This is a genomic window from Paenibacillus sediminis (assembly GCF_017873765.1).
In the GTDB taxonomy this organism is placed as follows: domain Bacteria; phylum Bacillota; class Bacilli; order Paenibacillales; family Paenibacillaceae; genus Paenibacillus_AG; species Paenibacillus_AG sediminis.
This window is the reverse complement of the sequence record NZ_JAGGKP010000001.1, coordinates 843213-858820: the sequence shown is the minus strand read 5'-3', so window position 1 is coordinate 858820 and position 15608 is coordinate 843213. Positions and strand designations below refer to the sequence as shown.

Below are 15608 nucleotides of genomic sequence, written 5' to 3'. Positions count from 1 at the left end.
ATTTTTATTTAGTAGCAGAAAGTTGATTGTAAATGTCACAATATTGTTTAGCTGAAGCTTCCCAGCTGTAGTCACCTGACATCGCATTTTTTACAACTTGCTTCCAGTGATCTGGCCTATGATAAAATGATAACGCTCTGCGAATGGTATACATCATATCGTGAGCGTTATAATGGCTGAATGTAAATCCATTGCCTGCGCCTGTCGTTTCGTGATAAGCGTGAACAGTATCATTCAGCCCCCCTGTTTCTCTAACAATGGGAACACTTCCATACCGAAGTGCCAAAAGCTGACTAATCCCGCAAGGCTCGAATTTTGAAGGCATCAGGAACATATCACTACCTGCATAAATGTTACGCGATAACCCTTCATCAAATGTGATCTGAACCGCCAGCTTCTTCGGATGTCGATGTGCTGCTTCCCGAAACCAATGCTCGTATTTAGGTTCCCCCGTGCCAAGTAGAACAAACTGTACATCATCATCATACAAAATTTCATCCAAGACACATGTCACTAAATCAAGGCCCTTTGGCTCAACTAACCGAGTAACCAAACCAATAAGCGGTGTCTCTGATTTGATCGGTAGATTTAGTCTCTTTTGCAGCTCCATTTTGTTCGCTCTTTTCTTATGTAAGCTGCTGCGGTAACGCGTATATAAATAAGGATCGGTAGATGGGTTGTACATTTCCGTATCGATACCGTTCACTATCCCCCCCATTCGGTGCCCCAGCGATCGCAGTAATCCATCGAGACCATAACCGAAAAATGGAGTTCGAATTTCATGCGAGTATGTCGGGCTTACCGTCGTAATATAATCCGAATATACGATACCGCCCTTCATAAAGTTAATATTACCGTGATACTCCACCCCTTCAGAGGTAAAATACCGGTTATCCAGCTCAAGCAAATCACCAAGCACCTCATATGGAAATATACCCTGGTAAAGTAAATTATGTATTGTAAACACCGTCTTTATGTTCTGGTAAAAAGGCCTATGACGGTAGTGAGCCTGAAGCATAAGAGGAACCATCGCTGTATGCCAATCATGACAATGAATAATATCAGGCTGAAAATCAATAGCTGGCAATATTTCAAGCACCGCTCGATTCAAAAAGGCAAACCGTTCTCCATCGTCCATATATCCGTAAATGCCGTCACGGCCGAAATAATATTCGTTATCGATAAAATAAACCGGAATTCCTTCGTAGTCCATTTCCATCACGCCGCAATATTGATTTCTCCAGCCGACAGGCACTTGAATGACAGCCTTTGTATTCAACCGATCCTTATATTTTTCCGGTATACCCCGATATTTTGGAAGAACTACCCGTACGTCTACTCCGGCACGTTTCAGTGCTTTGGGGAGAGCTCCAATAACATCCGCCAGTCCACCTGTTTTTATAAAAGGATTCCCTTCCGTCGCAGCAAACAGTACCTTCATGAGTACTTCCTCCTATAATTCTGAGTGATTACCTTTTTAAATATTGTTATACTAAGCGGCGGTACAAAACATTCCAAGCTGTTTGGCCGATCGTGCCATTTTTTCTTCTCCGATTGAAGGAGAGGTAAATTCCCCACCCCTGCCCCTCCATACTTCTCATCGGCACTGCTAAATATTTGAACGTATTCTCCTGCCTTTGCCACACCAATTCTGTAATTTTCTCTAGCCACCGGTGAAAAGTTAATAATGATGTGAAGGGTATCGTTTGCTTTTTTCCCTTTTCGTATAAAAGAAATGACGCTTTGAGATGCATCGTGCGGACTAATCCACTCATATCCTCCCATCTCATGATCGCGTTCCCACAATGCTTTGTGTTGCAAGTATAGTTGGTTAAGTGCTTTCGTATACGCTAGCATCTTGCGATGCATTTCATAATCAAGTAAGAGCCAGTCAAGCTCATATTCATCTCTCCACTCAATAAATTGGCCAAATTCACCGCCCATGAATAACAGCTTCTTACCTGGAAAAGTCATCTGATATCCGAGCAATACACGCAATCCTGCGAATTTCTCCTCGTACGTTCCCGGCATTTTGTTAAGCAACGATTTCTTGCCGTGAACGACTTCGTCATGAGACAAGGGAAGCGTGTAATTTTCTTCAAAAGCGTAAAAGAGAGGGAATGTTAACAGTGAATGATGATGCGGTCTTTGTTCAAATGGCTGTTCGATATACTTTAACGTATCATTCATCCAGCCCATGCTCCATTTATAATTGAACCCTAGCCCACCCTTATGTACAGGTGCTGTTACTTTAGGCCATGCGCTAGATTCTTCCGCCATCATCAGTGCATGCGGGTAATAATGAAAAATCACCTGATTCAGCTGCTTGAGGAAAGCTACTGCCTCCAAATTTTCCTTGCCGCCGTGTTCATTAGCCCTCCACTGTCCTTCATTCTTTTCAAAGTCGAGCCTGAGCATACTTGTAACCGCATCGACGCGCAGTCCATCGATATGATACATATCAAACCAATACATCGCATTCGAAGTTAAAAAAGAACGAACTTCCGGCTTGCTGTAATCAAACGTTAACGTCCCCCAACCTGGCTTCTCCGCTTTGAGTGAATCCGCATACTCATAAAGGGGTGTTCCATCGAATAATCTTAATCCATACTCATCCTTAGCAAAGTGCCCCGGAACCCAATCTAAAATGACGCCAATCCCTGCTTGATGACAGCGATCAATAAAATACATAAGATCGTGCGGCTTGCCATAACGGCTTGTCGGGGCAAAATAACCTGTACATTGATATCCCCAAGATAAGTCATAAGGATGTTCAGCTAGGGGCATAATTTCTATATGGGTATACCCCATATCCACTACATACGGAATAAGTAGATCGGCCATCTCCCTATAATTGTAGAATGAACCGTCTTTCTTTTGTCTCCATGTGCCAAAATGAACTTCATAAATATTAAGCGGCCTTTGATACGGCGCTTTTTGATGGTGTCTCCAAGCGGCATCCTTCCACTCGTAACCTTCAATCGATTGTACTATAGACGCGGTCGCAGGACGAACTTCAGCATAGAAGGCGTAAGGATCTGCTTTTAACATCCGTTGTCCATCCAAAGCAGTTATATCATATTTGTAAATAATTCCATTTGTTAATCCCGGAAAAAAACGAGTCCAAATGCCTGAATTGGGTATCTTAAATAAAGGATCATTATCCCCGTTCCAGTCATTAAAATCCGAGGCAATTCCAACATGTTTCGCATTCGGAGCCCATACGGAAAAACGAACTCCACGCTGATTATCTTCCTCCACAAGATGAGCGCCAAGCATACGGTAGCTATGGTACAGCGTTCCTTCATGAAACAAATAGACTGTTTCGGGAGAAAAGATATTGGCTTTCTGATAATTAGACATCATTTCACCTACTTTTATAGGGATCGAAAATAGATCATTAATACATTTTAGTCAAAATGAAAATAAAAAATGTCTTTTTCAAAATTTTTTTGAATTTTTTCAACTTTTTCACAATATACTCCTACATGTAGTCATTATCGCTTTTCATGAGTGTAATTCACTGACAAATTATCGGGAGGAAATGAAGTATGAACAATCAGGAATGCATTGCCATGCTGCTTGCTGGAGGAGAGGGACGCCGATTAGCACCGCTTACTTCAAACTTAGCCAAACCGGCTGTCCCATTCGGAGGACAATATCGAATAATCGATTTCCCTCTTAGCAACTGTACCAATTCTGGTATTCAAACAGTTGGCGTGCTAACACAATATGAGGCTGAGTCACTGCATGAACATATCGGTGAAGGAGAACCATGGAGGTTATCTAGATCCGGAATTAATGGAATAACCTTGCTTCCCTCTTACTTAAATGGTCCAAATCCATATTCAGGAACAGCAGATGCTATTTATCAAAACATCGAATTTATCGATCAGCATAGTCCTGAGCATGTTCTCGTGTTATCCGGCGATCATATTTATCACATGGACTACAGACAAATGCTTCATTTCCATAAGCAGAATAATGCTTCTGCAACCATTTCAGTTATACCAGTAAGTTGGGAAGAAGCGCATCGCTTTGGCGTGATGAATGCTGATGAGAATTTTCGGATTACCGAATTTGAAGAGAAACCAGCTACACCTCGAAGTAATTTGGCCTCAATGGGCATTTACTTATTCAAGTGGTCATACTTAAAAGAACACCTTCTTGTCGATGCCGAGGATGTACAATCGAGTCATGATTTTGGCAAGGATGTTATTCCGCGGATGCTTAGTGGAGAAGAACCGCTTTACGCATATTCCTTTAAAGGATATTGGCGAGATGTAGGTACGGTAGAAAGCTTGTGGCAAGCACATATGGACTTGCTCAGTGAAATGTACGAACTTGAGCTATACAAACGGGAATGGCCAATGTATACAAGAGATTGGAGCTGCAATTGGAGTCCTTCGAAGACAAGAAACATGTCTGTAATCCATGACAGCAGCATGATGGAAGGCTCAGCTGAGCGATCCGTTGTATTCTGCGGTGCAGAGGTTGGTAAAGGAACAAAGCTGATAGATAGCATCATTATGCCAAATGCGAAGATCGGGCGCAATGCTTATATCGAACATGCTATTATCGGAGAAGGTGCAGTCGTGAAGGAAGGTGCGGTAATCAAAGGGCAACCTGGTGATATTATCGTCATCGGATCAAATCAGACGGTTCAAGCTAAACCAGTTGTACGTACACAGCCGCCAAGAATACTGAAAGAAGTATACGAAAAAACAGGCCGCTTGCGTGCAGAAGGATTGCCTTCCTAATAATATAGGATGACGGGCAATGAAGGATAATCCACTACGTCGGTGCGTAGAGAGTTATCCTTTTTTATTTTGCTCAAAATATCTCTTGACAGGTTTAAGAATAAAGTGCAACTTTTATTCATTTTGATTTGGAATTAAGGTGAACTTAATGAGTTAATATGTGGGTTGTATCTGGGGAGGGATATTTTTATGTATTTCTATTGTGAATTTTTCATATAGTGAAATTTTATAATGTGGTGTTAAAAGTTAGTGTCGTTTTACAGTGATAAATAATAAAAGGAGCCGCTGCTTCAGCGTGCTCCTGAACAACTTTTATATGATATAAAATCAGTTCCGATGCAATAATGCTTCACCTGCTATACCTGGCTTCGTCATTTGGTAAGGATCAAGAATAAGGTTTAACTCTTCCTCTGTCAAGACATTATAGAGCAGACATAACTCACGAACTGATCTACCTGTCGTAATGGCTTCCCTCGCGATTCTTGATACTACCTCGTAGCCTAAGTGAGGATTCAGTGCAGTAATCATTCCGACACTGTTCTCAACGTAATCCCGGCATCTCTCCACGTTAGCTTCAATTCCTTCGACACAGTGAATTCGGAATACTCGAAAACCTTGGTTCATAATTTCAAGGGATTGGAGCAGATTATACACCAGTACAGGTTCCATGACGTTCAGTTCCAACTGCCCTGCTTCTGAAGCAAGGCTAATCGTATGGTCATTACCGATCACTTGGAACGCAATCTGATTGATCACTTCACACATCACGGGATTTACTTTACCTGGCATAATTGAAGAACCGGGCTGACGCGGCGGCAGAGAAAGCTCACCCAATCCTGCATATGGTCCGGAAGCCATTAATCGGATGTCGTTCGCGACTTTAGACATATTAATCATACATATTTTGAGCGCAGCAGAAACTTCCGTATAAGAATCCGTATTCTGAGTGGCATCAACCAAATGTTCATCTGGTACTACCGGCAAACCACTCAATTCTGCGAGTATTTGAGCAACTCGTTCGATATAGCGAAGATCTGTATTTAGACCCGTTCCAACCGCAGTAGCTCCCATATTGATCGTTAACAAGTGCTGTTTCGTTCGTTCAATACGTTCAATATCCCGATGGAGTACGCGAGCATAAGCCTGAAACTCTTGTCCGAGCCTGATCGGAACCGCATCCTGCAAGTGAGTCCGCCCCATTTTGATTACCGAATCAAACTGAGCCGCTTTATCTTGAAATGTAAGGTGCAGTTCTCTCATTGTAACGAGCAGCTTATCAATCATAGTCAGCACAGCGAGATGAACAGCAGTAGGAAACGCATCGTTCGTCGATTGCGCCATATTCACATGAGAGTTAGGACTGATATCCGCATAGCTCCCTTTCTCCCTGCCTAGAATTTCCAACGCACGGTTCGCGATGACCTCATTCGTATTCATATTTATAGAAGTGCCTGCTCCCCCTTGAATAGGGTCTACAATAAATTGTTCGTGCCATTTGCCTCCTATCACTTCATCAGCTGCTTGTACAATGGCTAGCCCCTTCGCATGGTGTAAGCGCTTTAATTCCACGTTGACAATAGCCGCTGCTTTCTTTACCATGGCCATCGATTTAATTAATTCCGGATGCAATCGCTGTCCGGTAATCGGAAAATTTTCCGCCGCCCGTAGTGTCTGTATTCCATAATAAGCGTCCGATGGTACTTCCTTTGAGCCCAGAAAATCTTTTTCCACTCTCATTGATTATTCCCCCGAATTGTATGAACTTGGATTCCTAATACTCGAATCACTGTTAAATGAAATATTGTTCGTACTTATTATATGTTTTAATAGATTCATTCGACAAGTTCATTTTCCTATCTCTTTTAAAATTTATTAAGGTAACAAAGGTGTGCTGAAATGAAGAAATATGTTATATAGAATCAAGGGTGTGTTGTTTTTGGGGTTTACTATTGTGAATTTTTCATATATAGAATTTTTTAAATAAGGTAATAAAACGAATTCAAGCGAACAGAATTGATCGATTGCACGTTTACCTTCATGTTCAGATAGAAGTTTCAATAAGTTTCAATAACTTTTAACGTTCTCGTCTTGAATGGATATTTGATAGAAATCGGCTTTTGAACGTTGCAAACAAGTCATACATAATGTTATGGCTAGAATCAACATGACTATAGTTCCTGCAATAACAACCGGTTGTATAGAAATAAACTGCGCCGCTGTACCGAATAAAATGGTTGCCACAATCACTAATATAGCTTCAATGAATCCATAGACGCTCCCTATCCTCCCCATTAATTCAACAGGAATGTTGTTTTGATAAAAGGTAAGATAACCTGTATTCGCAAACGCAATAAAAAATGCAACTATAAAAAATCCTACTGCAGCTATAAAAAAAGAATTTGAACAAGCGTAAACCATATAACCGACTGACACAAATATCGCCCCGAATCCTATGAGAAATGGAATTGAGATCTTCTTTACAAATAGAGTGTTAACAAGAGCACCGACAGCAATCCCCGCCCCAGCTATACTGACTAGAAAACTATAATCACTATCCGTTAAACGAAGCACTTCCTTAGCAAATGCTGCTTCTAACGAATCTATTCCTGAGGTCATTACAACCATCACGCAACTAAATAATAGATAGATGATCATGATATAAACGTTATGACGGCTAAAATTCAGTACAATGCGCCAATCTTCTTTAAGCAATTCCAAAGATATTTTTTGAGTTGGTGATTCCCAGGTCATATCCTTCTCCAGGTTTGGCATGAACAAAGTAATAATACTAGATAGTAAATACGCTATCGAATTTACATAAATCGCCAATGTAGGTGTGCCTATTAGAAACAGCATTCCTGCGATCGCTGGACCTATGAGAAAGCCACCAGAAGTAACTAAGCTGTAGAGAGAATTAAATTGCTTTCTTTGTTCAGAAGGAATTAGCTTTGTTTTATAAGCTGTGGACGTTGGCCGAAACATAGAGCTTGCCATATTTATGAAGAGTACAATGAAATATATAAACCAGATGGAAGAATATAAAGGTAGAATGAAGATCAGCATCGCACGAATTAAATCTAAGCTAACCATTAAGTTACGTTTATTTATTCGATCAATCAAGCTTCCAGCCCATACATTTGTAAATAAAGCAGCCAATGGTCTAAGTATGTATAGTACTGATACCGCAAGAGGCGAGCCCGTCTTATCAAGCACGATTAAATTAAGTGCGATCAAATAAATCCATTCACCAACATTTGCTATCCCAATCCCAACTAGTAGAATGGAAGGATATTTCCAGGATTCTAGGATCCTTTTTAAAGTCATTTAAATTCCTCCTTCTGGTCAATAAAAAAATCCCGCCTCCAAGACTTTCGTCTTGGGGACGAGATTATGCAAGTCGCGGTACCACCCCATTTAATTAGTATGTCACCATACTAACCTTATCAGGTACCGCATTCAAAGATATGCGTGTACCCTTGCTCTATAACAGGAGCTCCTGTCACACTATCTCCAATCAGTACGGTTCCAATGTGATGCTCAGAGGCTTGGTTCGATAAACAATTATTACTCCTTTTCAGCGGACGGAGCTCTCTGTAAATAATTAAATTTACCTACTCTTCTCTTCATAGCGTTTATTTTTTCAATACTACCATTAATAGCACTTAAATGTAAATATTGACTATAGCGTTATCGCTCTCAGTCAAAGGAACACATGTCTCTCCGTATAACCAATCATTCTACTGCATCGTAATTGATATTTTATCTTCCTTTTGCACCCATTCGACCTTAGCTCCGAGAGATTCACTAATAAAACGCAAAGGCAAGTACGAAATACCATTTACACTAAAAGGTTTACTTGGCATCACAACGAGTGAATCATTTAATTTCGTTTCATCCAAGATGTAATTCATTTGAAGCGTGATCGAAGCCTTACCAGGCTCAGAACGGTTTATCGTAACTATCTTGTTCTCTGCATCCCAAGTGACAGCAGCACCAAGTTTTTCGAAAATGGAACGAATCGGAATAAACGCTTGCCCATTACGAATCACTACACCATTCGTCAACGGAACTGGTTCGCTGTTGAGCTCAAGAGAAATCGCCTTTTGCACCGGTACTGGGGTAGTATGCATGAAATCAAAATCTCCGTTTCCTAATTCAGCATGCTTGTTAACACCCCATCCCCACAAGGTTCCGTCAGATTTCTGTAGAATAATATGCCGCAGGCTTGCTTTGACTTGCTTTACATTCGACGTTAGGAGATTAAAGCTTGGATTATTGGGCATCGTTTCCCGGTTAATAGACGTCTCATATAAATTCCCATCACCAGTCAGCACGATCAAAGATCGTTCAACGATAAAAGCATCCTTAACGTCTGTAATACTCCTCAACTGCAGCGGGACAGGCTGATTATGATAGGTTGTTCCGTCAGAAAAGCCAGTAACGGTTGCGCCCCAAAACCAAAGGTGTGATTGAAGATCAACAGCAAGCTTATAATATCCACTCACTTTAATCATCTGAATGTTCGATAAATGATCTATTCTTGTTGCAGTCAATGGATCAGTTAACGTGTCATTCGCTGTAAATTCAGTCGCCCATGACCATACAGTTCCATCCTCTTTCAATGCCATGTTCTCATCAATATGTACAATGTGATCTAAAGATTGAATAGGTTCAAATGATTTTAAAGAATTCTCATCTTTCCATACGGTCCCGTCTTTCTTCAAAAACACCCATCTCTGCACCCACTCTTGCTGCTGAACTTCATAATAACTGCTAATGTCCGCCACATTTTCAATACCAGAAAGTTGTGCAATTTGTTTTATATCCAACTTCCCATCCGTTCTAGGGATCATAAATACTCTTCCATCGGCATCTAGAGCCATTGCTACGTTCCACATAGAATAGACCTTTATGATATTGTTCAGTTCCTTTACAGGATAAATTTGTACGGAAGCGGAATTAGAAGTTCTTTCCCAATACCATACACTGTTATCTTGCTTCATAATGAGCCCGTCAGAGAACGATACTTCTACATCCGTAAGTCCTTGAATTTGAGTAGGAACCGACTGATTATTGCCCCAAACCCAATAGGAGCCATCAGACTTCACCAAAGAAGCAATATCAAAGTTTTTAATGTTGGAAGATGAATTGGAATCCGTTGAGGCATGCGCTGTTAGGGGGAATAGGCAAAAGATTGTGATTAAAACAAACCTAGTGAACCGTTTTTTCATTGGGTTATAACTCCTTCCTTCATCTCAAAACTTCGTATTATTGAGCTGTTAATTCTTCCGGAGTAATAAATATAAAATACCAGGTTTAAATCTTATAAAACGAAGAAACGAAGAAAGGTGAAATTACTCATCGTTGCTGCAGCAGTTCACCAGTTCGTTTAATGAAACACCATTTTGAAGATCTGTTGTCCAGCCTGACTCTGGATCAGAAAATTTCTGAGTCATTTTGTAAACAACCTTCCCGGTAGTTAAATCATACTTAGCAAATATTACACTAGATGTATTTATGAAAAGCATTGGGTAACCTCCGTAGCTGACGGACTCACGGGAGGTCTACTTCTTTTTACTCAGCACCATCACATAATCGCTTTAATCATCGCAAAATATTCTCGGGTCATAAATATCATTTTATAATAAGCAGGTGTCTGACTCGATATCCCATAGGGGATAAAACCAATCTTTTTCGCTAACATTTTCGCCCGGAACATGTGAAAGTCACTTGTTACAATAAGTATTCTAGGTTTTAATATTCCCTTTTCATCTATGATCCTTTTTGAGAATAATAGGTTCTCCTTCGTACTTGTTGATTGGCTCTCTAGAATGATCCGATCCTTAGAGATCCCATTTCTGATTAAATAGTCTCTCATCGCGGTCGCTTCGGCAATATCTTCTCCAGGACCTTTACCTCCTGATACAATAATCGGTATGTCCTTATTAATCCTTGCATAGCTTAAGGCAGTATCTAGTCTTTGTTTCAATATCAAGGATAACTGAGTACCTTTTACGCGAGCTCCTAAAACAACAACATAATCTACATCTGAGATATCTTGATCGTTCGCATTGAATTGTGAAATGACCAATAACTCAATGATCAAAAATGAAGCACCAATAAATAAAATAGCAGCTGCCAACACTCTTCTAAAGACATGATACTTTCGTAAATCAATCCTTCTCAAAGTCATGACCCAACTCCTCAACTTATGCAATAATATCTATTATTTCACTATTATACCAAACAGAGTCACATATATAAAAAGAACTGGCGCCTGTACATTACAGACACCAGTTCTTTTTATAACCTCTTCGGCCTTCTCAAATCTTCCCATTCACGCCGTAATATAGCCATTTCAATCTTATTCCAATACGTATCGCCAGCGAGTGTGGCTTCTCTGAACAGTCCTTCTTGTCTAAAACCTGCTGCTTCATACGTGCGGATCGCAGAAGTATTGAAATCAAACACCCCTAAAGTAATTCGGTGAAGATGAAGGGCATCAAATCCGATACGAAGCATTTCCTCGATCATTTTCTGGCCAATACCTCTGCCCAGGTAGCTTGGATTGCCGATCAGAACTCTACCGATACGTGCCGATTTGTTTTTTCTAACAATCGACGCAAGAGAGATATGACCGATTTTCTCACCGGTCTCAACATGTACAACCGAATAGATCAACCTGGAGGAAGTAACTGGATTATTCGCATCTTCTAGATAGGCAACCATATCTTCTGTCGTAATCGGGAATGACCAGCCCGTTCCAGACCACTGTACTTGAAACTCAGGGGAATAACTCCACTCTTTTAGTAAAGCAACATCATGTTCATTGAAATAAACCAATTGTATCCGATCAGGATCTGTGTCCTGATTCTTCTCGTACAAATTAGTGAAGCGCGATCCCATATCTTGATAACCCATATAACGGAAACCATTGGATTGGTAGAAAGCATTCAGCTTTGGATTATGCGCAACACAGTCCAGTCTTAGTCCCTTTAAACCTTGGCTTAAAGCCAGCCTCTCAGCGAACTGCAGCATGTGCCTACTAAACGCATTACCCCTAAATGCTTTACGCACTGTGAGACGATGTAAATACGCATACTGATCATCATTTCGCTCCTGCCAGTAATCGGGGTCTCCTTGCTGCAATGTGAACATGCCCACAGGCTGGCCGCCATGCACAGCAAGATATACTTTCCTCACATCGAAATAACCCAAGATATCTTCAAGCGTAAACATTTCAGGCACCCATTGTCTGAGTGAATTTTCAACCATCCATTCAGCTGCTTCCCGGAGCATATCAAGAATAACTTGGCCATCCTCTGGACCTGCTTCATAAAATTGCAATAATCCTGCTCGTGTATCGACTGAATCTAATAATGCTCTCATCTGATCACTTACCTCTCCCATCACTAAATCTTGTCTTGGTTGGTTTCCGTAACGTCGTCTTTTGACAGAGGTAAAATAACAGTCACCGTTGTGCCGACGCCAAGCTGACTTTCAATATCCATATGTCCCCCATGCAACTCGACGAGCTGCTGCGTAATTGCAAGTCCAAGACCTGTTCCCCCGTTAAGAGGGTTAACTTGGAAAAACCGATCTTTCACTCTCATTAAATGCTCTTCGCTTATACCAATCCCGGTATCTTGTACAGCCACTTCGACAACGTGATCATATTTTTTCAAATTCAGATTGACCCAACAATTTTCATGTGAGAACTTAATTGCATTATCCACAATATTCAAAAATACTTGCTTCATCCGATTTGGGTCTGCATTTATCCAGACTGGCTCTTCTTCACCTGTAAGCTTCACCTTGATATGCTTCTGTTCAGCTTTGGTCCACACGTTAAGAATCGTTTCCTGTAACAGCTCACGCAGATTAACACGACTTATAACCAGCTTCATTTCGTTCTGTTGCAGCTTCGAGAAGTCGAGAATTTCTTCAACTAAGCCGATCAGTCGATCCGCTTCCTTCGTAATAATTTGCATCCCCATCTTCGTCTCTTCCGGATCAAATGAGCCAGAACTTAACGTCTCACTCCAACCCTTAATGCCGGTAAGCGGAGTCCGCAATTCATGAGATATGGACGATATGAAATCATCCTTAATCTGGTTGCTGTGCACAATTTGATCAGCCATGAAATTCAGTGTCGAAGCAAGCTCTTGAAGCTCATGCCGATATTCGCCTTTAACACGAACATCCAGATTGCCTTGTGCCATTTGGGCGGAGACAGCTGTAATGTTCTTAATCGGCTTCACGATCGAATTGGCCAGTCCAATACTAAACATGAGTACCACAGCTAATACAGCTGCTCCAATACCAACAGCCAAGAACGTAATATTAAGCAGCTTCTCATTTAACGTCTCCAGTGAAGTAATATACCGGATAATATACAGCTTCTCACCACGGATTTGCAAAGGACTGGACACAGCCATAACCTGTTCCCCTGTTCCCGGCTGCCTGCCAATCCATCTGCCAACATTGCCTGCTAACGCCTGCGTAATATCGCTCGTCTGAATCGTACGATCGTTTTCAAATCCAGTTGAGTTAATGAGTACTTTGCCATCCTTATCAATAATTTGCAGCTCTGTATTATCTAGAGAGAACAGCTTCAGCATTTCGGGCAAATAAGTATATTCCTCTTCCGAATCTAAGTTCACGAATTTTTGAAAATATGAACTTGTGAGTGCCGCGTGATTGGACAAATGATTGAATATACTGTCGTAGTAATAAGCACGTATAGCAAAGATGAAAATAACTTCTACGAGCAAAAGTGCAAGAAATATAACAAAAAAGTAGTGTAAAACGATAAGACGCCCTATGCCTTTTTTAATCATTGACCTTGGCCTTTCCATTTATATCCGTGACCCCATACGGTTTGCAAATAAGCCGGCTCTGACGGATTGTCTTCAATTTTTTGGCGTAATCTGCGGATGTTCACGTCCACAATTTTAGGATCGCCCAAATATTCTTTGCCCCACACGTGATCAAGCAGCACATCTCTGCTGAGAGGAGTGTTCTCTTTCTCAAAGAAAAATTGAATAAGAGAAAATTCAGTTGGTGTCAGTTCTATCATTTTGCCATTCTTCTTGAATTGTTTCGAGATCAAGTCGAGGGTAAACGGACCGCTCGAGAACGACACCTTCGCATTTGTCTCACGATATACATTAACACGGCGCAGCAGTGAGTGAATACGAGCGATCAACTCCGTAGGACTGAAAGGTTTGCTAATATGATCGTCTGCGCCTACGGACAGTGCGTATACCTTATCTTGCTCTTGAACTTTTGCCGTTAGGAAAATAATACCAATACGTTCATTCGTCTCACGCACTTTGCGGCACACTTCAAACCCGTCAATGCCCGGAACCATCACATCGAGCAGAGCGATATCGATATCTGGAACCGTCGTTAATAGTCGATAGGCTTCGTTCCCATCAGTACATTCAATAACCTCAAAGCCATTACGTTTCAAGTTAATGACGATAAAACTGCGAATAGATTCTTCATCTTCTAAAATGAGTACTTTGCTCACGATTCTCTTCCTTCCTCTCCGTCACGAAAATCTGGTCTTCCTACTTATCTGTCGTACCTAATTTCAGCTCTTTACTGCTGCGAAATCCAATGACCTTATCATTGTCACGCGCAATCATTTCCCAATTACTCTTCACGCGCTCCCATTGAGATAAAGAGAAAAATTGAATTTCTGCCACCGTTTCACCGGTATCATATATTACGAATTTCAAATATTGATCTTTGTTGGACTTCGGATCTACAGTTACCTTGTTGTACCATTCTTTCGGAAAATTAAAATAAAATCGACCTTTCAAATCACGATACTGCTGCATCACGAATTTTAGACCGCTCTCACCATCCCATTGATAATAAGAGAATAGCCACGGGATCTCATCGAAAGAAACGTACTCCCATCCTTTCGGCGTTTCAAGCAGTCCAAGTTCTAAAATGCCGTCGCCATTTACATCGCCGCTATAAGTCTGATAATCCTTAAACGTTTGATCTTGTGGCAGTACATCGATAAGTTTCTGATTTTCCATCACGATGACATGTGAGTAGGCTGAATGAGTACCGACAGAAGTATCTAATATAAGTCCCTTACGATTTTTAGCAACATTGCCGGATACAACGTTGTAAAATTCATTTACATAAGGATCAAGTTGAAGCTTGTCCAGTTCTTTAAAGCCGCTGTCATATTGATAAACGGTTACGGAGGCGTATTCATTCCTTTTTAATGAGATTACGGAAATATCGTTAATTTTATCTCCGTTCAAATCATCCAGCACAAACTTCGTATAGGGAAGCTCAAGCTCTTTATCAAGTGTTTTCCCATTATAAGTGTAGACGACAAGGCCTTTTTGTAGCTCGTCATCGCCGCTTGAATATCCTGCGACAATGTCTATTTTACCATCGTTCGTGACATCTTTAAGCTCAAAAGATTCGAGAACAATACCTTCACCGTCGAAAGTAAGCTGCTTCATCCAGGTATTGCCTTTCTTCTCAAGAATCATCCCATGAATCCGAACTGTATCATCTGGAGTTTCGTAGAAAACAACCGTCTCATTGATACCGTCGTGATTCAGGTCTGTGATCCGAATGGAGCTTGTATTCGTAGCATCACGCGGTCTGATGATCGTCGATCCTTCAGGCAGCTGGGCTGTAATGACACTCTTTATATTTTCGCGGTCTACCGAGAGCTCCGGCGTTTTCATAAGGGATTTCGGGTCCATCGTTAACTCACAGCCGCTTATCATAAGCAGGATGACGCAGCCTAGCAAGGCTCGTATCCATTTTGATTTTAACAACAGCATCACTCTTTTCTACACGTTCAAT

General features: G+C 41.1%; 11 protein-coding genes and 1 other annotated feature. Of the genes, 1 reads left to right on the top strand and 10 read right to left on the bottom strand.

Features of this window, described 5'->3' with window-relative positions; all coding sequences use genetic code 11:
• Nucleotides 1-4 precede the first annotated feature (4 nt).
• Complete coding sequence (glgA, locus tag J2Z20_RS04115; protein ID WP_209845654.1) at nucleotides 5-1441, bottom strand: glycogen synthase GlgA; 1437 nt, start codon at nucleotides 1439-1441, stop codon at nucleotides 5-7.
• On the bottom strand, nucleotides 1438-3363 hold the full coding sequence (gene glgB, locus J2Z20_RS04110; protein ID WP_209845652.1) for a 1,4-alpha-glucan branching protein GlgB: 1926 nt from the start codon (nucleotides 3361-3363) through the stop codon (nucleotides 1438-1440). Before glgB ends, glgA begins: the two co-directional genes overlap by 4 nt.
• Nucleotides 3364-3551: 188 nt before the next feature.
• On the opposite strand from glgB, the gene J2Z20_RS04105 reads away from it, so the two are divergent.
• Entirely contained in the window at nucleotides 3552-4760 is a 1209-nt protein-coding gene (locus J2Z20_RS04105; protein WP_209845650.1) for a glucose-1-phosphate adenylyltransferase, read from the top strand.
• Nucleotides 4761-5087: 327 nt separating this feature from the next.
• Here the strand turns inward: J2Z20_RS04105 and aspA are convergent, their stop codons facing one another.
• From aspA to J2Z20_RS04065, 8 genes are all read right to left on the bottom strand, one after another.
• The gene (gene aspA, locus J2Z20_RS04100; protein ID WP_209845648.1) at nucleotides 5088-6497 is read right to left on the bottom strand and encodes an aspartate ammonia-lyase; all 1410 of its coding nucleotides are present in this window, start codon (nucleotides 6495-6497) and stop codon (nucleotides 5088-5090) included.
• Between the two features lie 327 nt (nucleotides 6498-6824).
• On the bottom strand, nucleotides 6825-8084 hold the full coding sequence (locus tag J2Z20_RS04095) for an MFS transporter (RefSeq protein ID WP_209845646.1): 1260 nt from the start codon (nucleotides 8082-8084) through the stop codon (nucleotides 6825-6827).
• Nucleotides 8085-8135: 51 nt separating this feature from the next.
• Nucleotides 8136-8396: a binding site (T-box leader), on the bottom strand.
• Nucleotides 8397-8497: 101 nt separating this feature from the next.
• The gene (locus J2Z20_RS04090) at nucleotides 8498-9991 is read right to left on the bottom strand and encodes a stalk domain-containing protein (protein ID WP_209845644.1); all 1494 of its coding nucleotides are present in this window, start codon (nucleotides 9989-9991) and stop codon (nucleotides 8498-8500) included.
• 356 nt (nucleotides 9992-10347) lie between these two features.
• A complete protein-coding gene (locus J2Z20_RS04085) occupies nucleotides 10348-10953 on the bottom strand; it encodes a YdcF family protein (RefSeq protein ID WP_209845642.1) in 606 nt (201 codons plus the stop codon).
• A gap of 110 nt (nucleotides 10954-11063) precedes the next feature.
• The gene (locus J2Z20_RS04080) at nucleotides 11064-12149 is read right to left on the bottom strand and encodes a GNAT family N-acetyltransferase (protein ID WP_209845640.1); all 1086 of its coding nucleotides are present in this window, start codon (nucleotides 12147-12149) and stop codon (nucleotides 11064-11066) included.
• A gap of 23 nt (nucleotides 12150-12172) precedes the next feature.
• A complete protein-coding gene (locus J2Z20_RS04075; protein WP_209845638.1) occupies nucleotides 12173-13600 on the bottom strand; it encodes a sensor histidine kinase in 1428 nt (475 codons plus the stop codon).
• Nucleotides 13597-14295, bottom strand: coding sequence for a response regulator transcription factor (locus tag J2Z20_RS04070; RefSeq protein WP_209845636.1), 699 nt, complete (start codon nucleotides 14293-14295; stop codon nucleotides 13597-13599). Before J2Z20_RS04070 ends, J2Z20_RS04075 begins: the two co-directional genes overlap by 4 nt.
• 40 nt (nucleotides 14296-14335) lie before the next feature.
• On the bottom strand, nucleotides 14336-15586 hold the full coding sequence (locus J2Z20_RS04065) for a hypothetical protein (RefSeq protein WP_209845634.1): 1251 nt from the start codon (nucleotides 15584-15586) through the stop codon (nucleotides 14336-14338).
• Nucleotides 15587-15608 lie beyond the last annotated feature (22 nt).